We start from the raw sequence: 24,053 nt of genomic DNA, 5'->3' as shown, positions 1-24,053 counted from the left end.
GGGCCGGTCCTCAAGCCGATCCTCACGCTCTGTCTTCACTCCGTGGCTGCGGGAAACGCCATCTCGAAGCGGCAGTGGCCCAGCGGACTCTCAGTGGCACGGATGGAGCCGTGGTGGGCCGACATGATCCCGGCCGCAATGGCCAGCCCCAGCCCACTGCCGCCGCCTTCCCGCGACCTGCTCTCGTCGAGCCGGACGAATCGTTCAAAGACCCGTTGCCGGTCCGCCTCCGGTACCGGTCCGCCGTCGTTGTCTACGGTGATAACCGCGCCGGCTCCGCCTTCACCGGAGTTCAGGCTGATCTGGATCCGCGAGACGGCGTGCCGGTCTGCGTTGTCCAGGACGTTTCGAAGAACCTGTCCCACCCGGCGTGCGTCCCCGCTGATCCGGACGGGGGTCAGCTCTGCTGTGATGAGGTGGGTGCTTGTCGAGCGGAGCCTGCGGGTTTCACGGTCCACGACGTCGTCGAGGTCAACGTCCTCCTCGTTTAGCCGAAAGCCCCCGTCGTGGGCCTTGGCGAGGGTCAGGAGATCCTCGACGAGGTAGTGCATGCGGGAGGTCTCTTCGGAGAGGATGTCCGTCAGCTCACGCCAGGACTGCCCCGACGGGTCCGCGGCAGCGACCTCCACCCCGGCGCGAAGGGTTGCCACGGGGCTGCGGAGTTCGTGGCTGGCGTCCGAAAGGAACCGGCGCTGCGCGCTGTCCGAGGCCTGTAACCGTTCCAGCATCTTGTTCATCGTCAGCGCCAGGGACTGAATCTCGTCGTTGGTCTGCGGAACGTCGACTCGTTCGTTCAGGCGTTCCCCGTCGATGCGGGCGACCTGCCCGCGAATTCGTTCGACTTGCTGCAGGGAGCGGCCCACCAGCAGCCAGACCGAACTGCCAACCACCAGCAGCAGCAGCGGGGCGGCGCCAAGCAGGTACCAGGAAACTGTGGCCAGCGTCTCCGCCAGGACCTGTACCCGGGACGCCACCACCACCGTGTAGGGTCCGTCGTCCAGGCGGACCGCCGTCGCGACGATCATGAAGTCGCCGGGGTCGCGGACGGTCTCCACCCTGGTGACATCCTCCGTCAGGACCTGGTCCGGGGCGGGGCGCAGGGCCGTAAGCGGCTTGGCACCCGCAGTGGGCGCCTGCGCGGGCACGACGGCCCCAGCCGGGTTCAGGATCTGGACGATCTGCCCTTCGTGCACGGTGGCCGCGATGTACCGGACCGCTTCCGCGACATCCTCGTCCCGCATGTGGACGACGACTTCCTGGGCCTCCTGCCGGGCGGCCGACTCAGTTGAGGCGACCAACGACCCCTGGAGCGAGGCTATGAGCGCAATGCCGCCGACCAGCAGCGCCAGGGCGACGACGCCGACGGCGGTCGCTGTTGCGCGCTTGCGCACGCCCCACTGTCTCCCGCGGTGCGCGAGAGGACCCGCCTTGGGCTCGATCATGGTTCAAGGATGGGCCAACAGTTGACCACCGACAACGTGACCGCGTCCCGCTCTCAGTTCCCTTACAGAATCCTGTGAGCTCCGCATGAGTCGCTGCCTAGGATCCGGCGGCTCCGGTGGGCCGAAAGGCGTCCAGTGCCGGCAACCCGTGGCCCCACCAGTCAAAGAGCGTGAGGTTGCTGTGCGAGTTCCCGGTGCGGGCGTCGGCCGGGACCCCGGGGAGCCAGCCGGGTTCCCAGATCAGGTAGCCGGTCCCGTGGCCATTGGGAACTTCGCGCAGTATCCGGTTGAGGGCTTCGAAATAGTGCGCTTGTCCTTGGGGTGTCGGCGGGTAGGCGGCCGCGTCCGGCAGCGCATCGAGGGACGTGACGACGCTTTGGATGCCGCCGCCGCCGGAAAGGGTCCAGGGGTAGGCCGTTTCGGCGATGAGGATGTCTTTGGCGTACCGGTCGGCGAGGACATGGAGGTTTTGTTGCAGGCTGGCTAGGGAACCGTTCCAGAACGGATAGTAGGTCAGCCCGATGAGGTCGAAACTGACTTCCTCCTGCTGAACATGGTCAAAGTAGTAGGTCGACGCGCCCTGGTCTCCGCCGGTGTCGGAGTGCAGCATGATCAGTGGGCCGGGACCGGGCCCTGCTTCCTTCGCCCCGCGAATGCCGGCCTTGACCAGCTCGGCATAGCCCGCCCAGTCTTCGCCGGTTTGCTTGTAGATCTGTCCGGTGGGCCAGAGCATCCCATGGGTGGTCTCGTTGCCGATCTGGACGATGGCGACCGGGGTGGCCTGCCGGGCAAAGGCCGCCAGGACGTCGCGGGTGTAGGTTTCCACGGTGCTGCGCAGCTGCTCAGGGTTCTGGCCCTGCCAGGCGGACGGTGTTTGCTGGGCGGTCCGGTCTGCCCAGGAGTCCGAATAGTGCAGGTCCAGGAGTATCTGAAGGCCGGCTGCGTGGGCGCGCCGGGCCAGAGTCAGGGCGGAGTCCAGGTCGCTGGTGCCCTTGGGGGGATCGACCCAGACGCGGAGCCGGGCGTAGTTGGCGCCGTGCCGGGCGAGAATCGTTTCCAGTGGCGCCGTCTGGCCGTTGTCACCGAGGGTCTGGTTGTTTGCTTCCTCCTGGAGGGTGAAGGAGATGTCGGCGCCGCGGATCGCGAGCTCCGGTGACGTGGCCGGGCGGGTGATGGATGCCGTGGCGGCGATGAGTCCCAGGGCCGCCACCGAGGCGGCGACCAGCGCGGGCAGCCTCCACCGCGGCCTGCGGGCCCGTCCTTTCAACCGGTTCAACCTGTTCAAACAGGGCGTTGTCATCGTGGCGGGCATCGAAGAGACCAATCGTCGGGGTGCGGGAAGCGCCGGAACGGGGGGACGGCCACAGTCCAGACCAATTCGGGTTGAACCGGTCTGGACTCGCCGGGATTTCTTGGATCTCCTAGATCAGGAAGGGCCGGATGAAGTGCGGGAACTGTGCGATGGCGACCAGAAGCGGTATCCAGACGGCCGCCGTGATGGCCAGGGGGACTGCGACGGTGGCGCGGATGGCGGCGGCCAGCGGGGCTTTCGCCGCCGCGGCGCTCTCATAGGCGTGGAGCAGGGGGACGGTCAGGGCCACGACGGCGTAGGAGCCGGCGGCCAGCAGGCACAGGAACACGTAGCCGTAGGCCGCCGTAAGTGTTTCACCTGTCAGGGCTGCCGCGCTCATGACAACCGATATTGAGTAATAGGGCGTGAGGAGCCTGAAGTCCAGCCGCTCGAAGCTGCCAAGGGATTTGGGTGTGACCTTGAAATCCACTGCCCGCGGACGGATCTTTTGCAGGACTGCTGCCAGGACGCCCCTGGCAACGAAGGGCCACCTGGCGAGCGTGTAGAGCCAGTTTTCCCAGCTGAGGACGGGGGCTTCCCGGGGGCGCAGGAGGCCCCATCGCCGGGCCAGGAACGTGATCAATACCAGCCACACAGTGATGAATGACCAGCGGACAAGGAATTCGATGTAGCTGACGTTGACCCAGGGAACCCCGGTCACGGCGGCAATGGCGGGCAGCGTCAGCCCCGCGATGGTGGTCAGGGCAAGCAGCGGGTAGTAGGAGAGGGCGAAGATGAACCGCAGCCGGAGCCGCCAGGGAAACCGGTGCAGGTGGCGGGGGAGCGTCTCCAAAAGCAGCACCACCAGGCTGCGGGACCACTGGTATTCCTGCACAGCCTTGGCGGCGAAGGTGTGCGGCCCGTCCCCGTGGGCCTCGGCGTCGTGCGCGAAGGCACCCTGCCAGCCCGCCGAGTTGAGCAGGAAACTGGTGGAGAAGTCCTCCGCGAGTTCCGGGCCGATCCCGCCGATGTCCTTCAGGGCCGCCGTGCGCACCGCATAGTGGGACCCGATGCAAAGCGGGGCAAGGCCCCCGACGTGCCCGGCCTGGAACGGGCCATGAAAGGTCCCTTCCTTGTGTACCCGGCCCCTGGCGGACCAGGAGGTGGCGGCGTTGGTGTCACAGATGCTCGGTGCCGCCACATAGCCGACGCTCGCGTCGGTGAACGGCCGGACCATCTCGGCGAGGTAGTTCCGTGCCGGCACGTGGTCACAGTCCAGCTGCGCCACGACGTCGTACTCCTGGTATCCGGCGGTGTCGTAGAAGTAGGCGAGGTTGCCCTCTTTGCACCGGGTCCGCCGGGGCCACTGCTGCTGGTGGTATTCGGCAATGCCACGGCGGGTTGAGACTCGGATTCCCAGGCGTGAGCACCAGGCAATGACCTCCGGAGACGGGTCCTCGTCGCAAAGCCAGACGTCGTAGGGGCGTGGAAATTCCTGGTCCAGCATCGCCCGGAGAGTCTTTTTCGCCACTTCCCACGGCTCGGAAGGGGCTTTGGTCACCACGAAGGCGACCCGCACATCGGGGACCGGCAGCGCGGGATTGATCTGCCGCAGCCGGTTCACCGCGACCAGGAAATAGCTGGGCAGGTAGGACAGGTAGAACAACAGCACGGAATTGAGGACCAGGCCCGGCCACCCCACGTTGTGCTCGGGCTCCAGCCACCAGAACCAGAACGCGGCGAACGCGACGCACCAGCCGAGGGTCAGGGCGGCAATCAGCTTCCGCCGTCCCGCCGACAGGACTGGAACGTAGAGCGCCTTGTTATCCGCCAGCCGCGGCGCGCGCGGGCCGGAGAGCAGCGGGCCGTGGGGCGTGGCCGTGACCATGGTGCTGGTGTTCTGCGCTCCCTCGGCCCTGATGCGCCGCCTGTCCGGATTCGGTGCCGGCTGGACCTGTGCGGCCGCTGTCTTCGCGCTCATGCGCTGCCACCTCCACTCATGACGGCACTTGCATATCCGGCCGGGTGCTTTTCCTGGAAGTTCCAGGCGTCCCGGCACATTTCGGTGAGGTTCCGGCGCGCTGTCCAACCGAGTTCTGCGTTGGCCAGCGCCGGGGATGCGACGAGTGCGGGCACGTCGCCGGGTCTGCGCCCGACGATGCGGTAGGGGATGGTGGTCCCCGTGACGGTCTCGAATTCCCGGATAAGTTCCAGGACGGAGGTTCCGACGCCGGTGCCCAGGTTGTAGCGGTGGAACCCCGGCAGGGGGCCGGTTTCAAGGGCCAGGCGGTGTCCTTCGACCACGTCCATGACGTGGATGTAGTCCCTGACGGCGGTCCCGTCGACCGTGGCGTAGTCCGAACCGAACACTTGGAGTTCGTCGTGGCGGCCGGCGGCGAGTTGGGTCAGGAAGGGCACGATGTTTCCCGGAACGCCTGTGGGGTCCTCGCCGATTTCACCGCTTTCGTGGGCGCCGGCCGGGTTGAAGTAGCGCAACGCGGTGACCGAAAATTCCGGGTGGCGGGTGCACAGGTCCACCAGGATTTTTTCGCACATCCATTTGCTTTGTGCGTACGGGTTGGTGGGGCGGGCGGGCGAATTTTCCGTCAGCGGCAGATCCTCGGCGTCACCGTAGATGGAACAGGACGAGGAGAACACCAGGTGCCTGACGTCGGCCTCCTGCATCGCACTGAGGAGGTTGAGCAGTCCGGTGACGTTGTTGGTGTAGTACTCCAGCGGGCGGTTCATGGAGTCACCAACGGCCTTGTGCGCCGCGAAGTGAACGACGACGTCGATCCGATGGTTCTGGAAGACCTCGCCCAGGGATGATTTGTCGGTCAGGTCCACGTCGTGGAGGGTGATGTCCCGGCCGGTGATGCGCTCGACTTGCTCGATCGCCGCCGGTGAGCTGTTGATGAAGTTGTCGATCACAACGACGTTGTAGCCGTTGAGGATCAGGTCGAGGCAGCAGTGGCTGCCGATGAAGCCGGCTCCGCCGGTGACGAGGGCTGTGGGTCTGATCATGGGGCGTCCTCCTTGTCCTGTTGGCCTACCTGGCCGGGCGGCCCATGGCCCGGACGGTCCACCCGGCCGCGCGCCAGTGGTCGATGTCGAGGGCGTTCCGGGCGTCGAGGATGTGCGGGGTGGTCACGAGCGTGGCCAGGTGCAGCGGGTCCAGGTCCCGGTATTCCTGCCATTCGGTGAGATGGACTGCCAATTGCGCGCCTTCGAAGGCCTTGTGGACCTCGGAGGTGTAGTTGAGCAGGGGGTGGGCGGCGCGGGCGTTTTCGATGGCTTCGGGATCATGGACGCGGACCTGTGCTCCCTGGCTCTGGAGGGCATTGGCGACGCTGAGCGCCGGCGAGTCCCGGATGTCGTCGCTGTTGGGTTTGAAGGCGGCGCCCAGGATGGCGATCCTCTTGTCTTTGAGCGAGCCGCCGAGCATGCCGCGGGCCAGGTTGACGGCGCTGTGGCGCCGGTTGACGTTGATGGCGTCGACGTTTCTGAGGAATCCCAGGGCCTCGTCGATGCCCAGTTCTTCGGCGCGTGCCAGGAAGGCACGGATGTCCTTGGGCAGGCAGCCGCCGCCGAAGCCTACGCCCGGAGCCAGGAACCGGTTGCCGATCCGGGCGTCGTGGCCGAGGGCCGTGGCAAGGGGAACAATGTCTGCCCCCACGGCTTCACAGACCTCGGAGATGGCATTGATGAACGAGATCTTGGTTGCCAGGAACGCGTTGGCTGAGACTTTCACCAGTTCGGCCGTGGCCACATCCGTTGCTACGTACGGCGTGCCCTCCTCGAGAATGGTGGCGTAGACCTGCCGCAGGGTCGCCTCGGCGTCGGCGGAGGCCACCCCGACCACGAGCCGGTCCGGGTGGAGTGTGTCGTTGACGGCGAATCCCTCACGGAGGAACTCCGGATTCCACGCCACTTGTGCCTGCTCACCCGCTGGGGAGAGCCGGGCCACCATCTCGGTAAGCCGGGCCGCCGTTCCTACTGGCACGGTGGATTTGCCCACAATGAGGCAGGGCCGGAGCAGATGCGGTGCCATGCCCTCGATGACCGCGTCAACGAACTTCATGTCCGCGGAGGTGGAGCCGGGCTTTTGCGGGGTACCGACGCAGATGAAGTGGACGTCGCCGAACGCGGCCGCTTCTTCCAGCGAGGTGGAAAACCGCAAGCGGCCCGCGTCGAGGTTCTCCCGCAGAAGGTCCGGAAAGCCCGGCTCGTAGAACGGGGCCACGCCGTGGGCGAGGCGTTCAATTTTCGCGGCGTCGACGTCCACCCCCAGAACGTCGTGACCGAAGGCAGCCATGCCGGCGGCATGGACAGCACCCAGATAACCTGTGCCAATGACAGTAATACGCATGCTGATCTCCTAAGGACTGCGGTGCGGCCCGAACGGACCGCGGGCTGGTGGGTAGTCGGGCGTTAGGCGGGTTCGGCCAGGGCCGGACGCTCCGCCCGCTGTGGGGTCGGGGACATTCCTTCGAACTGGGCGCCGGAAAGTTCCAAGGCTGCGGCCTGCACTTCTCCGGCGTGGGAGCGGAAATACCTGATGACCTGCTCCAGGCCCTCCTCGGTGGAGACCCGGGGCTGCCAGCCGAGCACATTTGCGGCGAGGCTGATGTCCGGGCGGCGACGGGTTGGGTCATCCACCGGCCGCCGGTGGAATTCAATGTTCGAGGACGAACCCGTGATCTCCAGGACCAGTTCGGCCAATTCCTGGACGGTCCGCTCCACCGGGTTCCCCAGATTGATGGGACCTGTTTCGTTGCTGTCGATCATGGCCACAAGGCCCCTAATGAGATCGTCCACGTAGCAGAAACTGCGGGTCTGCTGACCGTCGCCGTAGATCGTTAGGGGGTCCCCGTTCAGCGCCTGGGCGATGAAGCTGGAGACGACACGGCCATCCTCTGCTCGCATCCGTGGTCCGAACGTGTTGAAGATGCGCACTATCCCCACGTTCACCCCCCGGCTGCGGGAGTAGGCCATGGAGATGGCTTCGGCGAATCGCTTGGCTTCGTCGTAGACACTGCGGGGGCCGATGGAGCTCACGTTGCCCCAGTACTGCTCGTTCTGCGGGTGGACAGTAGGATCCCCGTAGATCTCGCTGGTGGAGGCAAGGACGAAGCGGGCCGCCTTCCTCTCTGCGAGTTTCAGGGCGTTCTCCGTGCCACGGCTGCCCACGGCCAGCGTTTCCAGCGGGAGCCGATGATAGTCCGGCGGTGAGGCCGGGCTCGCGAGGTGGGCTACCGCGTCCAGCCGCCCCGGGATGTTGAGGGCTGTGCTGACATCCAGCTGCACAAACGTAAAGTTTGGATCATCAGCGAACTTCGCCAGGTTCTCCCGCCTGCCGGTCGAGAGATCATCGACGCAGACGACGGAATCGCCGCGCTTGATTAGTGTTTCGCACAAATGGGAGCCGAGAAACCCTGCTCCGCCGGTGACTAATACCCGCATTTCTACCCCTAATTGGATGTGTGGAAGTTGCCATCGAGTTCCGGTTGCACAGGTGGCTGATGCACAGCTTTCTGCCGCCCGTCACAATGGCGGTGGGCCGCCAAGGTGCGGGGATTATCTGCCCTCCGGTGGGATCCAGCAGCTGGGGTGTGCTGGCTGGGACCAACGTACGGGCACGCCAAGAATGGCCAACACAGTAGTGGCTACTTGCTTTTTCCGGGGAGAAATCAGCGGCGAAACACAAATGTCATACAAATACTTGGTTCCGCCATTACCCGGAAATAAAAGGCGTGAAAGATGGCTCAAAAGACGAAAATGACGAACGCTGTTTCAGCGGGGAAACGTGCGCGAACGGTGAGAGTTAACGCGAAAATCCGCCCATATTGGCCAGAACTGTTGGTGGTTGCCGTCATGATGGAGAAAATGACCCGCTGGAAATGTCAGGACGAGCCGTCCGCCCGGCCAGGAAACTGGCGGCGGCGGGCCGGCGGTCAGTGCCGGTTCGAAACCTCGGAGCCTTCGTTCCCGGTGAGGCCCGAGCGTGCAATGTAGGCAGAAACGGCGCTCTTAGGGACGCGGTAGGACCGGCCGAAGCGGACGGCGGGGATTTCGCCGGCCTGCATCAGGCGATACACGGTCGCCTTGGACAGCCGCATGACGAGGGCGACCTCGGCCACGGTCATGAGAGCCGAAGGGGTCTGGGCAGTCATCGTCGCCTCCTGGGGAACAGCGGCACTTGCAGTGGATGGTTCACTGGGCCGGGCGTTGACCGCCGCGCACCCCTATGTGTCACCCTGCGGCTACTCCCCATGCGTAGGCTGTGAAAACACTTTGTGTTCCGAGCGGCAGGCTGGAGTGCCTGCCCGTGGCAACCCGGCCCTCCTGGGAACAAAACCGTGACGGTCCGCCGCGAGCGGGCGCATCCGTGTCAGGATCAGATATGGCCGACCGTTTGATGTTGCTCGACACCGCCTCGCTGTACTTCCGCGCGTTTTATGGCGTGCCGGACACGGTCCGCCGCGCCGACGGCACGCCGGTGAACGCTGTCCGTGGATTGCTTGACATGATCACGCGGCTCACCACGGACTACGGCGCGACGCACCTGGTTGCCTGTTGGGACAACGACTGGCGTCCGCAGTGGCGGGTCGACCTCATCCCGAGCTACAAGTCGCACCGGGTCGAGGAGGCAGTGGCCGACGGCCCCGACGTCGAAGTCGTTCCGGACGCGCTGGAGGCGCAGATCCCGATGATCCGCCGGGTACTCGAGCTCGCCGGCGTCGCTGTCGTCGGGGCTGCCGAACACGAGGCCGACGACGTCATCGGCACTTACGCCAGCCACGCCGGACTTCCCGTCGACGTGGTGACGGGCGACCGCGACCTTTTCCAGGTGATCGACGACGCCCGTCAGGTGCGGGTGATCTACACGGCGCGCGGAATGCGGAACCTTGAGGTCATGACCGACGCCGTCGTCGTCGAGAAGTACCGCGTGCTGCCCGCACAGTATGCCGACTACGCGACACTGCGCGGCGACAGCTCGGACGGGCTGCCGGGCGTCGCCGGCATCGGCGAGAAAACCGCCGCGGCGTTGCTCGGAGAATACGGCACGCTCGACGGGCTGCTCGAGGCTGCCGCGGATTCCGGAAGCGGACTGTCCAGCGGCGTGCGGTCCAAGCTCGCCGCGGCCGCGGAATACCTGGCGGTTGCGCCCGCGGTGGTGCAGATCGTGAGGAACCTGGAGCTGCCGACGCTTGAAGAGGCGGGGGCGCAGCTGCATTCCGTGGCGGGTGGTCCGCGGTCCGACTTGGAGCGTCTCGCCACAGAGTGGAACCTGGGCGGCTCAGTTACCCGGCTGCTCGAGGCGCTGGACTTGCATCACTGAGTGCGGGGTCCTGGAAGGCCAGCAGACAAGGCCGGGCGGGAGTGCGCTCCGCCGGACCGCACTCCCGCCCTCCGGAAGCCTGTGTTTCAGTGTTTCTTGAAGGCGTCCTTAACTTTTTCGCCGGCCTGCTTCAGGTCTGCTCGGACTTGGTGGCTCTTGCCTTCGGCCTTCATTTTCTCGTCGCCGGTTGCTTTGCCAGCCGTCTCTTTGCCCTTGCCGTGGAGTTTCTCGGCGGCGTTGTGGATCTTTTCACCCAGGCCCATGATGATCCTCCTTAGTGGGTCGCCCCCGCGACGTGGATGCCATGGAGGCCACAGTTAATTGTAGGGACAGAACCCTTTAAAGTGGGGGCGATGGTCCATCCTTTGCGGTGGCCTGAGGCGGCCAGCGGACTCTCTCAGCTGCCGGTGAGCTCCGCATACAGCTTCTGCACCCGGGACTTGATGTCGTCCCGCACCAGATGCATGCGCTCCATGCCCTCGATGCCGCGTTCGGACGGTTCGTCCGTCTCCCAGAACTCGAACCGCTTGCCCTCGCGGGGTTCAATCCTGGCCTCGGTGCCCAGGACAATGACGACGTCGGCCGCGTCCAGAACGTCGTCGGAGACGGGCTTGGGGTGCTCGCCGGTGATGTCGATGCCGAGTTCGGCCAGGGAGTCCACGGCCTGGTGGTTCAGCGATTCACCGGGTTTGGTCCCGGCAGAGTGCACCGTGACCGTCCCGTGGGCGAGCTGATTCATGAGTCCGGCGGCGAGCTGGGATTTTCCGCCGTTCTTGCTGCAGATAAAAAGGACGTTGGGTGTTTTCATGGTCTCGGTCATAGGTTTGATTCTTCCTTCTCTGGGTCCGTGGCACGACGCACCGCAGTCGACGCCCTCCGGTGCCGAGTAGTGGAGGCAGGCGGTTGCGCTAGATGGTGATCCTGCGGTTGATGACTCTTTCGGCGGTGTCGTAGAGGGTTTTGTTGTGGGCGCGCGCGTAGCCGCGGAGCAGCGCGAACGCCTCGTTCATGTCGACATTGGAGGTGTGGGCGATGACGCCCTTCGCCTGCTCGATCAGGATGCGGCTGTTGAGGGCGCGCTTGAGCTGCTCGTTGATCAGGGCGTTTTCCCTCGCCGCGCGTTCCTGCAGGAGGGTAATGGTTGCCACGTCCGCGAACGCCTGGGCAATTGCGGTGTCCTCGGAACTGAGGGGACCGGCTTCTTGGCCAAAGAGGTTCAAGGCTCCGATGGTCCGGTTGCGCAGGCGCATGGGGACGGCGTGCAGGGAACGGAACCCCTGGGACAGGGCGGAGGACTGGAACAGGGGCCATCGGGAACCCTGTGCAGCGATGTCGTCGATGGCTATGACGGCTCCGGTCCGGTAGCAGTCCACGCACGGCCCCGCACCGGCCTCGAGCTGGAGGACTTCCACGAGTTGGCTTTCCTCGCTGGTCGAGGCCATGACCTGGAGGTCTCCGGCCGGATCGACCAGCACGAGTCCGGCGGCCGCGGCGTCAAGAATACCGACTGATTCTTCCACCAGGGTGTGGAGGAGGTCCAAGACGTCGTAGTCCGCCACAAGGGTGTCCGCTATCTTGACGAAAGCGGCACTCACGCGCACGGCCCGGCCCATCGTCGCCATACTCGGATTTTACTGCACCTGCGCGGCTCAGTCGCCCTGCGGAGTTCTTTGAGGCCTACCTTCCTGAGCCCCTCCCGGATAAAATAGTGGTGTTGCCCCGGACCCTGGTAGCGCCATTATTCAAGCGCACTGTCCAGGAGGATCCACCGATGCGAGGCAACCCCATGAACCGGCCCGCGTCCCTGCACCCGTACCATCGGTCCGGACCAATCAGCGACGTTCCGCGCCGCGGACGGTTGCTGTCGTTCGCGGAACAACGGCCCCAAGACGATGCAGGTCTTGAATGGCTTTCGGCGCCGTCACCATCGGCCCAGGCAATGGAAGAACTGGCAGCCGAGCTGGCCGAGCTCTTGGGGAAGCGGCAAGAACCGGCCTTCGGACGGCTGTCATCTTCCATCCGGCAGCTCAACAGGGCCCAAGATGCCGGCACTTGGCGGGACCAGCTGCTGGCAGAGATCGAGGATCTCACCCGGGAATTGAAAGGCAGGGTGGCCCGGTACGCGTCGCTGCGGGCAGTTCAGGCCTCCGGAGGCGCCGCGGCCCGTGCTGACGCGGCTGCCGTGGCGTGGATGCACCAAACGTTGGAGGATATCGCAGCGACTGCCCTGGGGCTGGAAATCGCGTCAGGGGAACTGTTTCTTCGGGCCGGGATGGCGGAGGAGCAGAATGTGAACGTCGCTCAGGAACAATCGGCAGGAACCGCAGAATAGTCATCCGACTCCGGGCCGGCAGACCTGTCCGCCGAGGCCGACATRCCACATCCAAGTGCCGACGGCGCTAGTCGGCGAGGATGCGGTAGAGCGCGCGGCGGGTTTCGTCGAGTTTTTCCATTGCAGCATTGCGTTGCTCCTCGGTTGCCGAGAAGCGGAACTGGTGGATGACTCCCATGAGCTTCCCGACGCTCTCGTGGAACGCAGGCCCGGAGCCCTGCGCGTCGGTGTTCCACGCGTTCCCCAGCTCTTCTGCGTGATCGGCCACGTAGGCCTTGCCCGCCTCGGTCAGCGTGAACTCGGTGCGCCGGCCCTCGCCGACGGGCGCGATGAGATCCTCATCGACGAGCTGCTGCAGCGTCGGGTACACCGAGCCCGGGCTCGGCCGCCAAGTACCAGAGGTCTTCTCGGCAATTGTCTTGATCAGGCCGTAGCCGTTGGACGGCGCCTCGGCCAGGAGGGAGAGGATCGCCGAGCGGACATCGCCCCTGCTGGCCCGCCGTGAACCGCCGGGACCGAAACCGGGACCAAAGCCTGGCCCGAAGCCGGGGCCGAAACCGGGGGCGAACCCGCGGCCTGGTCCGAAACCGCCGTGTCCGTGAGGTCCGCGGCGGCTCCTGCCGCGCCCGAAGCGTCCCGCGGCGGGCCCGCCGTCGTTGAATTTATCGTTGAATTTGTCGTCGTGAATGCCCTTCATAGCGGCATCGTCCTTCCAGTTCAAGTGAATCTGACTAGTAGTCGCCGATGTTTCGGCGATAGTTAACGATATATCGGTGAGTATCGCCGGTCAAGAGTCAAAGCAACTGGATTTCGGGCTTCAGGAAGATAGCCCGCCGCAAACCAGCGGGTCACGGGCCGCGCAGGTCATCGAGCAGCCGCCGCACCTGCTCCGGCCTCTCGATGTTGGCGAAATGGCCGCACTGCGGGATCGTCACCCTTTGGACGTGCGGGACTATTTCGGCCAGTCGGGCCAGGTCGGACGGAGGCGTGAACACGTCACGGTCGCCGCGCAGGGCCAGGGCCGGGCAGCGAATGCCGCGCCATTGGCCAAAATCGTAGTTCGCCACCGCACGGGCGGCCGCGGAGAAGCTGGCCGGCCGGGCGTCGTTGCTGAGCCCGCGGATCACCGCCGCCGGGATGGCTCCGGGTTCTGCGAAGAATGGGGACATCAGCGGCCCCATCAGTGGGGTTGTCCCGATTGCGCGGACCAGTGCCGACCCTGCCGGGCCGAGGGCCGCCATGGTGCGCATGGCCAGCAGCATGCCGATAAACGCCGGGAACCTGCCCAGGCTCCGCAGCGGCCCACGGGCCGCCGCGGACACGGCGAATGTCGTGGCCGAAATGGTGGCCACGCTGGCGGTCCGTTCGGGCCACGCCGCGGCGATGTGCAGCGCCAGGAAGCCTCCCATCGAATGGCCCACCAAGTTCCACCGCCGGTAGCCGAGCGCGTTCAGCACACCGGTGATGGCGCGTGCCATAGCCTCGACGCCGAATTGTTCCAGCCGGGCGCCCGCCGTGGATTCACCCCACCCCGGAAGGTCGATCAGCACCCGGTCGTTCGCCGGCGCCCCTGAAAGCAGCGCCCGGAAGCTGGTCCAGGAACCAGCTGCCCCGTGAAGGTAGACGTCCGCTGTGCCGGACGTCTGACCCTGGCCGCGCGTACCCTCCTGGACGCGCACCATGCAGGGACCCAGTTCCGTGGGAAGGACCTGCCGCCGCAGCGTGGCTTCGCCCGTGCGGGCCGGTTCGTGCTGAACGCTCATGGTCACTTTCTGCTCCTGGTCATTGAATGCCGGCCTTGAATCCTGATATGTGACTGCCGGCCTTGAAACTCGCTCTCTGATAGTGATTCGGAGCCGCGGGGGAGCCGGACCGGACCTGCAGCTCCGGTCCGGAACCCGGCCCGTCGCCGGATTGTAACAACCGTTACAATATGGTTTGTGACCCACAGTTCCGAGGTTTCCTGGCTTGTACTGCTCGTGCAAGTGCCGTCGGATCCGTCCCGGCATCGCGTGGCGATCTGGCGCGAACTGCGCCGATTCGGCGCCGTTCCCGTCGGCCAGGGCGCCTGGACCGCACCCGACGTCCCTGCCTGCCGCGACGGTGCAGAAAAAGCCCGGAAACTCGCCTTTGCGGGCAACGGCCAGCTGATGGTACTGGCCACCGGCTCCGCAGATCCTGACGCCGCCAAACTGCGTGCACTTTTCGATGCGGCCCGAGCGCAGGATTGGGCCGAGTTCGTCGCCGACTGCGACAAATTCCGGGAGGAGATTGCCCACGAGATTGCGAAGCGGAAGTTCACGCTTGCCGAGCTCGAGGAGGAAGAGCAAAGCCTGGATCGGCTGCGGCGGTGGTTCCGCTCCATCCGAGGCAGGGACGTCTTCGGCAGCGCGCTGGCATCCGGTGCCGAGGAGAAACTGGCGGGCTGCGTTGTTGCGCTGGAGGACTTTGCCGGACAGGTTTACCAGGAGCTTCATTCATGAGCCCATCTCCGCCGGTGCTCGCCGCCCGGTCCTCCTCGGCCCCGTTGTACGCCGCAGGTTTCGTGACCGCCTTCGGCGCGCACAGTATCGCCGCGGGCATGGGCGCCCAGAGCGGAAACATCGGCCTGACCCTTCTCAACCTGGGCATTCTGCTCGCACTGTATGACGTCTCTGAGGTATTCCTCAAGCCGGTCTTCGGTGCCCTCAGTGACCGCATCGGCGCCAAGCCCGTCATCGTTGGGGGCCTAGTGGCCTTTGCCGTGCTGTCCCTCATCGGCCTGTGGGGAGCGGATCCGCTCATACTGGGACTGGCCCGGCTTGGGCAGGGTGCCGCGGCCTCTGCTTTCTCACCCGCGTCGTCCGCGATGGTGGCCCGTCTTGCCCGGGGAAGGAATGCCGGCACCTACTTCGGGAGGTACGGCTCCTGGAAGAGTCTCGGATACGTCATAGGACCGTTGCTTGGTGCCGCCCTGATATACGCGGGCGGCTTTCCGTTGCTGTTTGCCACCCTCTCGGTGCTGGCGGCAGCCGCGGCAGTGTGGGTGCTCGTTGCCGTGCCGCATCTGGAACCGCTTCCGCGCCGGCGCTACACCGTTCTGGATCTGGCCCGGCAGATCACCGAGCGGCGGTTCCTGGTCCCCACACTGGTGCTGGCCGCCTCGACCGCTGCGCTCGGAGCGGCCGTCGGGTTTCTTCCTGCCCTTGCCACGAGGCACGGCTTGGACGCTTTCGCCGGAACGGCAGCCGTCAGTCTCCTGGCAATTGCCTCCCTGCTCACCCAGCCCCGGATCGGGAGGCTGCGCGACAACGGAGGCATCAGCGACGCGCAGGGCATGACGTGGGGCCTGCTGGTGACCGCAGGCGGCGTCGCCCTCCTGGCCCTGGCCCCCGGTCCGGTCACTATTTACCTGGCTGCCGCGGCAATCGGGGCAGGCGTCGGCATGGCGACGCCAATCGGCTTTGCCCATCTGGCGGACACCACTCCGCCGGAGCGCATGGGCCGCACCATGGGCTCCGCCGAGCTCGGCCGCGAACTCGGAGACGCTGGCGGGCCGCTGCTGGTGGGCGGCATCGCCACACTCATCGGCCTGCCTGCGGGCCTCGGAGCCCTTGCGGCCCTGATCGCCATGGCCAGCATTCCCCGGCTCAGCCGCAACCGGTCCGGGGCGCCGCGGGATGCGCCGGAATGACACTGATTCCCCGCTGGCCGGGAAGCACGTGAGGCCCGCCGTTAATCGCGGCTCGGGGGATAGTTCAGTTCGGCCGCGCCCGCCTGGGCGAACGTGAGCGCTGTCGTCACGGATCCCACGTTCGGGAGTGCCTGGCGGGTGCCGCGGTCGATTTCATCGTGGATAGTGGCCAGTTCCTCTAAGGCAGCGATGCCCGTCAGTGGGATGGAGACTTCGATGTGAAGCCGGTGGCCGGACCAGCGCAACCGTGACGTTGCGCCCTCGGGGGCATGGGCGGTGACAACTGCTGCCAGGCGTTCCGTCAGGGCGGGGTCGACGCCGTCCATGAGCCGGCGCCCAATGTCGCGCACGGTTCCCCACAGCAACACGGCAATTGCCGCGGAGATGAGCAGGCCCACCATCGGATCCGCGAGGGGGAAACCCAGCCAGATGCCGATCACTCCGGCGACGACGGCCAGTGACGTGACGCCATCGGTGCGGGCGTGAATACCATCGGCAACGAGCGCGGCCGAGCCGATCCGTCGCCCCACACGGATCCTGTAGATCGCGACGAGTTCATTGCCTGCAAAGCCCACGAGCCCGGCGGCGAGGACCCAGCCCAGATTCTGGACGGGCTGGGGTTCGAAGAAGCGGCGGATGGATTCGACGGCGGCCACGACGGCCGAGAGTGCGATCATCGCCACGATGAACAGCCCTGCGAGGTCCTCGGCGCGCCCGAATCCGTAGGTAAACGTCCGGGTCGCACGGCGGCGTCCGAGCAGGAAGGCGATCCACAGCGGCACAGCAGTGAGGGCATCGGAAAAATTGTGGACCGTGTCAGCCAGCAACGCCACGGAGCCGCTGATCAGGACGATGACCAGCTGGAACAGCGACGTCGCCCCGAGGCCGAGCAGGGACACCTTTACGGCGCGAATGCCTTGGGAGCTTGTTTCTATGGCGGAGTCGATCGAGTCGGCGGAGTCGTGCGAATGCGGCACGAAGAGTTCCTGCAGCCACCCCTTGAGGCCGGTTGCGTGAATGTGTGCGTGCGGACCGGGGTGGTGGTCGTGGCTTTGAAGGCGGTCCGCGTCCGGACCGCTTTCCGTGTGCCCGTGTTCGTGCCCGTGCCCGTGTCCGTGCCCGGGTTCGTGCGGATGCGCGTGCGCGTGGACTTCGTGGCCGGGATGCATGGGCCGGTTCATGCCCCGGTGTCCCTCTTGGGGCTGTGCGTCGCGGCACCGTGGTGCGGAGCTGTGCCCAGCGTGTGTTCGGCCTGGTGAATGGCGTCGGCTACGAGCTGCCAGGCGTGCCCGTCCTGCAGGCGGTAGTAGACCTTGGTGCCCTCCTGGCGCGTGGAGACCATGCGCGCCAGCCGCATCTTGGCCAGGTGCTGGGACACCGCAGCCGCGGATTTGCCCGCTTTTTCAGCGAGCTCGTTGACCGGCAGTTCACCGTGTCGCAGGGCCAGGATGAGCCGGACCCGGGTGGCATCGGCCAGCATGGCGAACACCTCCACGGCGAGTTCGACGTACTGGCTGTCCGCGGTGAGGGTGCAAGCCTTATTATCTGCATTCATACGCAGATACTTACATATGGCGCCGCTTCGGACAAGCGGCGGCGGCCGCGCACCCGCCAGGCGGGCCAGAAAGTTCTCCTCCTACTGCCCGTCGGGACGCCCTGGTTGGGATTCGGTCCGGCTGATGTCGCGGTGGAGGTCATTGTCGAGGCCGTGCGCGGCGGCCAGCTTGCCCAGCAGTGTCGCAAGCTGCGCTGACTGGTCGCCGGTGAGCGGGGCCAGGAGTTCGGCCTCATGCTGCTCGGCAACCTGGCGCAGTGATCCGAGCACCTCCGTGCCCTCGGCCGTCAGCCAGAGCTCGTAATTCCTCCGGTCGGTGGTGCTGCGCACCCGCACCACCAGTCCCCGCCGTTCCAGCGAGTCGATGAGTGCAACCACGCGACTGGGCACGGCTCCCAGGCGGTCGGCCAGGGAGCGTTGGCTCAGCCCCGGCGTGCGTCCCAGTAGGCGCAGCACGCCGGCATCGCCGGGTGTCAGCTCGAGCTCGCGGGTGCGTTCGGCAAAGCGTGAGGATGCCAGTGCCCCCAGCTGGGAGAGCAGGAATGCGGTGCGCCTTGACCGCGGAGTATCTTGTGGATCCATACCGCAATATTACTCTCTTGACAGAATGATTCAACAAGTGAATGATTTCTTTTGTGACGTGATTATCGGAAAGGCGCGATCATGACTGAGTTATCTCCTCACCGCACATCCGCAACAGCCAGGTCGGGTGGGCCGCATCCGGGCATCCTGGCAGCCGTGAGCCTGGGACTTACCGCTGCCAGCCTGCTGTGCAGCGCAGCCCTCACCGGCGGACAGACTTTCGTCTCGCCGTTCTCTCCCGCCTCGCAGGTCGCGGCATTTTTTCACGGGAACCCCGACGCCGTGCGGCTCACCAGCCTGTTCCAGTTCGGTTCAGCGGTTCCCCTGGGCATCTTCGCGGCCACCGTCTACGCCCGGCAGCTACGTCTAGGCGTGCGCGTCCCTGGTCCGGCGATCGGCTTCTTTGGCGGCATTGCGGCCTCGGTATTCCTCATGCTCTCGGCCTCCGTGGCATGGGTCCTGAGTCGGCCCGAAATCACCACCGACCTCACTCTGACCCACGCGCTGTCGTTTCTCGCCTTCATCACGGGCGGTGTCGCCTATGTTGTCGGCTTGGGGCTTCTCGTCGCCGGGATCGCCGTCCCTGCCCTGATCCTGCGCTTCGTGCCGCGCTGGCTGGCCTGGACCGGCCTCATAATCGCGGCTTTGTCCGAGCTCAGCTTCCTCTCAATGGTGATCGAGCCGCTCCAGGTCCTGTTGCCGGTCGGGCGTTTCGGCGGCCTGATCTGGCTCGTCGCGGTCGGATTCCTGTTGCCCCGGAACCGGGCCGCCGCGAATCGACAGGATGCCCGGGCAGGCAGCTGAGGAACTGATCCGCGCCGGCAGCTGCCTGGCAGCCCCGCACTCCTGAACGAGCGATCCCTCATCCTGTGGCTTGCCGTCGCCACCCACAATGCGCGGTGTCCGGTGCTCCTGGCGATTCTTCCTGGACCTGCCACGTGGGGCCCAGCACCGCGGTCAAGGCCATGGCGGCCAGCGCCGGGATTAGTCCGGTGCGGCCGGTGGTCAGCGGGACGTTGGGGCGGTAGATGATCATCAGGGTCCTCCTTGGGCGGGTGTTCCTGCMACCAATCTCCTGCACTGGAATAGTAGGGAACTTAGCAGGACCTTTGCCGTGGCTGTGCGGGGTGTCCCGCTCCAGTGGACCCGGCTGTGGCGTCCGGGCAGTGGCATCCGCCCATCAGGGACTTGCGGTCCACTTCCAGTCCACGGCCGAGTCGGTCAAATTGACCCGACAGAATTTCGTGGCGGTCTTGGCGTCGTCGTGCCCTATCTTGTAGGCAAATTCGATGCCGAGTTCATAGGCGGAGGCACTGTCCGGGAGCGTGATCTTTTTGATTTCGCCAAGATATTTGATGCTGACAAGCGTGACTTTCGGAGCCGCCCGCAGCTGTTCGGGCGCCGGGGTCGCACCGGAGGCCTGGGCCTGCAGGTCATTCGTGCACAGGTTCTTGACGCGCTGTTGCACGGCCGCATCGACGGTTTCCGCCGCGGATGCAGCTGGCGTGCCCGACGCGGATGCATCCGCGGACGCGACCGCACCCGGCAAAACTGCCGCCGGTTCCGCTGTGGCGGGCCCCGTTTCCGGGGAGCCGCACGCTCCCAGGGCCAGGCAGGCGAACAGTGCCGCGCAGATCATGGCCTTGCCGGATTGATGCATTGCGCCCCCCGTTGGTCGTCGCCGGTTCCGTCCAGCACCTCGTATTCTCCGGAATGGTCCTTGAAGAAAACTGGACAGGGACGTCGCAGCTGGCATCAGCCGGGTGGCCGGCGGCCGGCATGGCTGCCTGAAATGCTCACAGTCCGTTCACAGCGGCGCGACAGACCGTCGACAGACCGGGGTTTGAGGATGGGGATAGGTCAACACAGGCAACAACGACGAGATCAGGATGACCCATGAACGAGCAGGAACTTCCCACGCACAGCGAAAACCCCGGAACCCGTGCACGCCTGAAGACCCGGAAACGCCTCGGCGCAGGGATCTATGTTGCCTGCCTGGTGGCTGCGGGCGGCCTCGGCGGGGGCGTGGCGGCCGGGGCGACGTCGATGTGGAACACGGCAGCGTCGGCATCCGGTACGGCAACGACCCAATACACGCCGGTGATCATCAACAACCCGGACAGCGTCAGCGCGGTGACGGCCGCCGCGCAGAAGGCCTCACCCAGTGTGGTCACCATCGGCGCCAGCTCAGGCACGTCGGGCGGTACCGGATCGGGCATCATCCTGGATGCCGCCGGACATATTCTGACCAACACGCATGTGGTCACCCTGGACGGACAGGCCGCGAACGCGGCCATCGAGGTTCGGACCAGCGACGGCAGCGTCTACCCGGGGACGGTCGTCGGAACAGATCCGCTCTCGGACCTGGCTATCGTCCAGATCACTGCCCCCGGTCTGGTGGCCGCGGCCCTTGGCGACTCCGGTAACGTCAAGGTCGGAGACACCGCGATTGCCATCGGAGCGCCCCTGGGATTGAGCGGAACGGTCACCGACGGCATCGTTTCGGCAGCGAACCGCACCATCGACACCGCGTCCTCGGCCACCTCGGCCTTGCAGAACGGGGCCACCACTGCCGCGAAGGGCACCATCAGCATTAACGTCATCCAAACGGATGCGGCCATCAATCCGGGGAACTCCGGCGGCCCCCTGGTGAACGCGAACGGAGACGTCATCGGAGTCAACGTGGCCATCGCCTCGGCCGGGTCCACGTCCTCCTCCGCATCCCAGTCGGGGAACATCGGCGTCGGATTCTCCATCCCGATCAACGACGCGAAACGCGTCGCCCAGGAAATCATCGCCACGGGCACGGCCACGCACGGCCAGCTGGGGGTCTCGGTCCGGGACAAGGCCTCGGGAACCGCTTCGGAATTCACGGCCGGAGCGGAGGCGGCAGCGGTCACCCCCGGCTCCGCGGCGGACAAGGCCGGCCTGAAGGCCGGCGACGTGATCACCGGGCTGGGCGGCCGCAGCGTGAGTGATGCTTCCGAGCTGACGGCGGCGACGCGGGAACAGGCCGCCGGGGCCACCGTAAAGGTCACCTTTGTCCGCGACGGCCAGGAGCAAAGCACGGACGTCACGCTCGGCGCGGCCACTGCCGGCTGACGCGGCTATTCCGTGCCGGACCGCCCGGTGGATCCTGCCACGCCAAAGCGCCGGGAGGATGCGCTTTGCTGGGCAAGCCGGCGCATGGCCAGAAGCACGGGTTCCATCAGGAGGGTCCCGAGCACCACGTGCCGCATCGCGGCCTCCGGCGAATCCGTCGGAACACTTTCGACGTCGGCCTCGGCAATGTCCCGCATTGCCGCGGCGTACCGGTCCAGGAGCACTGCGGGCGCGTCGAACCCCGCGTCTCGGAGCCCCTGCAGGGCCCGCACCAGGGCGGCCTGGGCATCGCGGTCGCATGCCTCCGCGCCCCAGCCCCAGCGGTCCAGGAGCTGCTGCGCGGCGGAGAGGTCGACGTCGTCCGGAGCGGTCTTGGCGACCGCATGGTGCGCGATTCCGAGCAGGTCGTGGCCGGACTCCGGCGGGTTCTCCAGGCCCAGCAACACCTCGCGGGTGGCGCTGACGCTGAGCCCGGCGGTGCCAATGAGGGCCCGGATGAGCTTCAGCCGCCGCACATGGGAGTCGTCGTAGCGTGCCTGCGTCGCGGAAGTCAGCACGCCGTCGTGAAGCAGATTCTCCCGAAGGTAGTACTTGATGGTGGCCACCGGGACGTCTGTGGCCGCGGCCAGCTGTGAGATGCGCAAAGATACTCCTTGACTTAGATAGTAGTACTCGCCAATATTGGGGAGTAGCGGTATCTAGTTAGGAGAAAAGTATGGCACGCATCAATGCTGGACGTTTCACGCACCGCCATTCCGGTGATCTGGTGGTGTTCCTGATCGGCATGCGCATCAACAGCCCCTGGCGTCCGGACCTGTGGCTGCCGGCCTTCCTGGCGATGCCGCGGATGCTGAACGAACTCTTCAAGGAGCCGGGCTCAGGCCTCCTTGGTTGTCGATTCGCCCTCGGTGCCGGCGGGCCGGTGATCGTGCAGTACTGGGAGTCGGTGGAGAAGCTGTATGCCTACGCCAGTGGGCCCGAATCCGAGCACCGGCCGGCCTGGACGGCCTTCAACCGCCAGGCAAGAAAGGCCCCCAAGGCCGTCGGCATCTGGCATGAGACATTCCAGGTCAGCCGGGCCGAAAGCATGTACGTCTCGATGCCCACCGAAGGTCTCGCCCGGGCCACCGAGCTCGTGCCCGTCGGCCCGGGACGCCATCACGCCAGGGAGCGCCTCGCCAACCCGCACTGACGCCGCGTCTGCTACTTTCCGCGGCCGCGCGTCCGGTCAGCCGTGGCCCGCGGTGGCGGGGATCTGGACCGCCCGGCCGCTGACCACTACTCCGCCGGCGGCCGGAATGTCCACGCTGAGCAGGCCCGGCCGGCCCACGTGCCGTCCCTGGCGGATGAGCACCCGCGACGGGGGCACGGCGAGGCCCAGGATGCGCAGGTAGGCGCCGACCGCCGCCGCGGCGGCGCCCGTGGCGGGGTCCTCCGTGATGGCGCCCACGGGGAACAGGTTCCGGGCTTCGAATTCGCCCCCGGCAATCGGGTACAGGACGGCCACCGTTGCGGCCCAGCCCTGGGCGTCCATGAGCCGGCGAAGGGCCGCCGGATCGAAGCCAAAGGAGTCGAAAAGGTTGCGGTCGGCGAGGACCAGCACCGGATGCCAGTTCCCCGAATACGCGATCCGCGGCGGATAGGCCGGATGGAGGTCGCCCCGCCCGACGCCGAGCAATCCCAGGAGCTCCGCCAGGACGTCGCCGTCGAACTCCGCCAGTTGTGGTTCGACGGCGGTGAAGGACGCGGTGAGGTCGGCGCCGTCGCCCGCTGTCTCGATGAGGACGGGGCCCACCGGGGTGTCGAAGGTGAAGGTTCCTGCCCCGTCGCGGGCGCTCAGCGCAATGGCCAGCGCAATCGTGGCGTGACCGCAGAAGGGCACCTCGGCGATGGGCGAGAAGTACCGGACCCGGCTCCGGCGCGGGTCGCCGTCGATGTCCGGCTCCGTCACGAAGGCTGTTTCGGCGTACCCGACGGCGGCCGCCACCGCCAGCATCCCGGCGTCATCCAGGTGCCGGGCATCCAGGACCAGGCCGGCAGGATTGCCGCCGTCCGGCGTCGTGGAAAAGGCCGCGTAACGGAGGACTTCGGGGGTGTTTTCCATAGGCCGATCCTCCCATCTTCGATCGGGTGGGCCTACGGCTTTGGGCCTGGAGTCGGGGAAACTGGCAGGCGGGGTTAATTTCCTGCCGGGTCGTTCTTCTTGCGGAAGGTTCCGGCGATGGAGAGCTTGCTCGAGTACTGAATGGACCCGTAGCGGAAGAGGTGGACAGCCAGTCGGAGGATGAGGAACCCGGTGATGAAGAGTTCGGCGATGATGATGACGGATTCGGCCGGGCTGAGGGTGCCGAATCCGTTGCGGAGCAGGGCCGTGACCGGGGCCGAGAGCGGGAAATAGGTGAAGATCTGGACGATGGGTGCGCGGGGGTCGGAAATGATCAGGCTGATCGCGTAGAACGGGACGAAGATCAGCCCCATCAGAGGCCCGAAGATGGTGCCGGCGTCTTTCGCTGTGGGCATGATCGCGCCGATCGCCACCAGGACCCCAGTAAAGACGATGAAGCCGCCCAGCAGCAGAAGTGCACCGACGAGCATTGTTCCTGGTTCGAATCTCAGGTTCGAGAGGTCGAGGTCGGGGATGGCGAGTTTGTCGCGGAAAAAGGCGTAGCCGACGGCGATGGGGGTGAGGAAGACCAGGATCTGGACCAGGCCGACCATGAACAGGGCGATGACC

Annotated in this window: 27 protein-coding genes; 7 read left to right on the top strand and 20 right to left on the bottom strand. The window is 66.1% G+C overall.

Annotated features, from left to right (window positions below; all coding sequences use genetic code 11):
• Positions 1–35: 35 nt before the first annotated feature.
• From AB4089_RS09840 to AB4089_RS09810, 7 genes are all read right to left on the bottom strand, one after another.
• Complete coding sequence (locus AB4089_RS09840; RefSeq protein WP_441409106.1) at positions 36–1,391, bottom strand: sensor histidine kinase; 1,356 nt, start codon at positions 1,389–1,391, stop codon at positions 36–38.
• Between the two features lie 148 nt (positions 1,392–1,539).
• On the bottom strand, positions 1,540–2,709 hold the full coding sequence (locus AB4089_RS09835; RefSeq protein WP_441409105.1) for a glycoside hydrolase family 53 protein: 1,170 nt from the start codon (positions 2,707–2,709) through the stop codon (positions 1,540–1,542).
• A gap of 154 nt (positions 2,710–2,863) precedes the next feature.
• Positions 2,864–4,714: a glycosyltransferase family 2 protein gene (locus AB4089_RS09830; RefSeq protein ID WP_441409104.1), complete on the bottom strand. Its 1,851-nt coding sequence runs from the start codon at positions 4,712–4,714 to the stop codon at positions 2,864–2,866.
• Positions 4,711–5,757 (bottom strand): UDP-glucose 4-epimerase GalE, encoded by a 1,047-nt coding sequence (gene galE, locus AB4089_RS09825; protein ID WP_441409103.1) that lies wholly within the window; start codon positions 5,755–5,757, stop codon positions 4,711–4,713. Before galE ends, AB4089_RS09830 begins: the two co-directional genes overlap by 4 nt.
• Positions 5,758–5,782: 25 nt before the next feature.
• Positions 5,783–7,102, bottom strand: a complete 1,320-nt coding sequence (locus tag AB4089_RS09820; protein WP_441409102.1) for a UDP-glucose dehydrogenase family protein — start codon at positions 7,100–7,102, stop codon at positions 5,783–5,785.
• A 62-nt stretch (positions 7,103–7,164) separates the two neighbouring features.
• Entirely contained in the window at positions 7,165–8,196 is a 1,032-nt protein-coding gene (locus AB4089_RS09815) for a UDP-glucuronic acid decarboxylase family protein (protein ID WP_441409101.1), read from the bottom strand.
• Positions 8,197–8,687: 491 nt separating this feature from the next.
• On the bottom strand, positions 8,688–8,906 hold the full coding sequence (locus AB4089_RS09810; protein WP_441409100.1) for a helix-turn-helix domain-containing protein: 219 nt from the start codon (positions 8,904–8,906) through the stop codon (positions 8,688–8,690).
• 230 nt (positions 8,907–9,136) lie between these two features.
• Between AB4089_RS09810 and AB4089_RS09805 the strand changes: the two genes are divergently transcribed.
• Entirely contained in the window at positions 9,137–10,075 is a 939-nt protein-coding gene (locus AB4089_RS09805) for a 5'-3' exonuclease (RefSeq protein WP_441409099.1), read from the top strand.
• An 86-nt stretch (positions 10,076–10,161) separates the two neighbouring features.
• Here the strand turns inward: AB4089_RS09805 and AB4089_RS09800 are convergent, their stop codons facing one another.
• The 3 genes from AB4089_RS09800 to AB4089_RS09790 form a co-directional block, all read right to left on the bottom strand.
• Positions 10,162–10,338, bottom strand: a complete 177-nt coding sequence (locus AB4089_RS09800; RefSeq protein WP_441409098.1) for a CsbD family protein — start codon at positions 10,336–10,338, stop codon at positions 10,162–10,164.
• 134 nt (positions 10,339–10,472) lie between these two features.
• Entirely contained in the window at positions 10,473–10,895 is a 423-nt protein-coding gene (locus tag AB4089_RS09795; protein ID WP_441409097.1) for an arsenate-mycothiol transferase ArsC, read from the bottom strand.
• Positions 10,896–10,983: 88 nt separating this feature from the next.
• On the bottom strand, positions 10,984–11,697 hold the full coding sequence (locus AB4089_RS09790; protein WP_441409096.1) for an ANTAR domain-containing protein: 714 nt from the start codon (positions 11,695–11,697) through the stop codon (positions 10,984–10,986).
• 317 nt (positions 11,698–12,014) lie between these two features.
• On the opposite strand from AB4089_RS09790, the gene AB4089_RS09785 reads away from it, so the two are divergent.
• Positions 12,015–12,407, top strand: a complete 393-nt coding sequence (locus AB4089_RS09785) for a hypothetical protein (RefSeq protein WP_441409095.1) — start codon at positions 12,015–12,017, stop codon at positions 12,405–12,407.
• A gap of 67 nt (positions 12,408–12,474) precedes the next feature.
• Here AB4089_RS09785 and AB4089_RS09780 read toward each other — a convergent pair whose 3' ends face one another.
• Complete coding sequence (locus AB4089_RS09780) at positions 12,475–13,104, bottom strand: PadR family transcriptional regulator (RefSeq protein ID WP_441409094.1); 630 nt, start codon at positions 13,102–13,104, stop codon at positions 12,475–12,477.
• A 151-nt stretch (positions 13,105–13,255) separates the two neighbouring features.
• Positions 13,256–14,170 carry an alpha/beta fold hydrolase gene (locus AB4089_RS09775; protein ID WP_441409093.1) on the bottom strand — a complete coding sequence of 305 codons (915 nt, stop codon included), beginning with the start codon at positions 14,168–14,170 and terminating at the stop codon, positions 13,256–13,258.
• A 177-nt stretch (positions 14,171–14,347) separates the two neighbouring features.
• Here AB4089_RS09775 and AB4089_RS09770 point away from each other — a divergent pair, with 177 nt between their 5' ends.
• Together AB4089_RS09770 and AB4089_RS09765 are read left to right on the top strand one after the other, a co-directional pair.
• Positions 14,348–14,890, top strand: a complete 543-nt coding sequence (locus AB4089_RS09770; RefSeq protein WP_441409092.1) for a Chromate resistance protein ChrB — start codon at positions 14,348–14,350, stop codon at positions 14,888–14,890.
• A complete protein-coding gene (locus AB4089_RS09765; RefSeq protein ID WP_441409091.1) occupies positions 14,887–16,080 on the top strand; it encodes an MFS transporter in 1,194 nt (397 codons plus the stop codon). The genes AB4089_RS09770 and AB4089_RS09765 overlap by 4 nt, the downstream gene beginning before the upstream one ends.
• 41 nt (positions 16,081–16,121) lie before the next feature.
• On the opposite strand, the gene AB4089_RS09760 is transcribed toward AB4089_RS09765, so the two are convergent.
• The 3 genes from AB4089_RS09760 to AB4089_RS09750 form a co-directional block, all read right to left on the bottom strand.
• A complete protein-coding gene (locus AB4089_RS09760) occupies positions 16,122–17,261 on the bottom strand; it encodes a cation diffusion facilitator family transporter (protein WP_441409090.1) in 1,140 nt (379 codons plus the stop codon).
• Positions 17,258–17,635 carry an ArsR/SmtB family transcription factor gene (locus AB4089_RS09755; protein WP_441409089.1) on the bottom strand — a complete coding sequence of 126 codons (378 nt, stop codon included), beginning with the start codon at positions 17,633–17,635 and terminating at the stop codon, positions 17,258–17,260. The genes AB4089_RS09760 and AB4089_RS09755 overlap by 4 nt, the downstream gene beginning before the upstream one ends.
• Before the next feature lie 81 nt (positions 17,636–17,716).
• Positions 17,717–18,217, bottom strand: a complete 501-nt coding sequence (locus AB4089_RS09750; protein ID WP_441409088.1) for a MarR family winged helix-turn-helix transcriptional regulator — start codon at positions 18,215–18,217, stop codon at positions 17,717–17,719.
• A 156-nt stretch (positions 18,218–18,373) separates the two neighbouring features.
• Here AB4089_RS09750 and AB4089_RS09745 point away from each other — a divergent pair, with 156 nt between their 5' ends.
• Positions 18,374–19,021 carry a hypothetical protein gene (locus tag AB4089_RS09745; RefSeq protein WP_441409087.1) on the top strand — a complete coding sequence of 216 codons (648 nt, stop codon included), beginning with the start codon at positions 18,374–18,376 and terminating at the stop codon, positions 19,019–19,021.
• A gap of 58 nt (positions 19,022–19,079) precedes the next feature.
• Here AB4089_RS09745 and AB4089_RS09740 read toward each other — a convergent pair whose 3' ends face one another.
• Positions 19,080–19,253, bottom strand: a complete 174-nt coding sequence (locus AB4089_RS09740) for a hypothetical protein (RefSeq protein ID WP_441409086.1) — start codon at positions 19,251–19,253, stop codon at positions 19,080–19,082.
• Between the two features lie 144 nt (positions 19,254–19,397).
• Complete coding sequence (locus AB4089_RS09735) at positions 19,398–19,877, bottom strand: hypothetical protein (RefSeq protein WP_441409085.1); 480 nt, start codon at positions 19,875–19,877, stop codon at positions 19,398–19,400.
• Between the two features lie 236 nt (positions 19,878–20,113).
• Between AB4089_RS09735 and AB4089_RS09730 the strand changes: the two genes are divergently transcribed.
• Positions 20,114–21,319, top strand: a complete 1,206-nt coding sequence (locus AB4089_RS09730) for a S1C family serine protease (protein WP_441409084.1) — start codon at positions 20,114–20,116, stop codon at positions 21,317–21,319.
• Between the two features lie 5 nt (positions 21,320–21,324).
• Here AB4089_RS09730 and AB4089_RS09725 read toward each other — a convergent pair whose 3' ends face one another.
• Positions 21,325–21,963, bottom strand: coding sequence for a MerR family transcriptional regulator (locus AB4089_RS09725; protein ID WP_441409083.1), 639 nt, complete (start codon positions 21,961–21,963; stop codon positions 21,325–21,327).
• A gap of 71 nt (positions 21,964–22,034) precedes the next feature.
• On the opposite strand from AB4089_RS09725, the gene AB4089_RS09720 reads away from it, so the two are divergent.
• On the top strand, positions 22,035–22,511 hold the full coding sequence (locus AB4089_RS09720; protein ID WP_441409082.1) for a DUF4188 domain-containing protein: 477 nt from the start codon (positions 22,035–22,037) through the stop codon (positions 22,509–22,511).
• A gap of 36 nt (positions 22,512–22,547) precedes the next feature.
• Here AB4089_RS09720 and AB4089_RS09715 read toward each other — a convergent pair whose 3' ends face one another.
• Complete coding sequence (locus tag AB4089_RS09715) at positions 22,548–23,423, bottom strand: PhzF family phenazine biosynthesis protein (RefSeq protein ID WP_441409081.1); 876 nt, start codon at positions 23,421–23,423, stop codon at positions 22,548–22,550.
• A gap of 74 nt (positions 23,424–23,497) precedes the next feature.
• Positions 23,498–24,053, bottom strand: a 556-nt coding sequence (locus AB4089_RS09710) for an ABC transporter permease (protein WP_441409080.1), incomplete at its 5' end; no start/stop codon positions are given.

It is taken from the genome of Arthrobacter sp. 2MCAF15 (assembly GCF_052115605.1).
Taxonomy (GTDB): domain Bacteria; phylum Actinomycetota; class Actinomycetes; order Actinomycetales; family Micrococcaceae; genus Arthrobacter.
The sequence above is the reverse complement of the archived record's forward strand: the minus strand, read 5'-3'. Positions and strand labels throughout refer to the sequence as shown.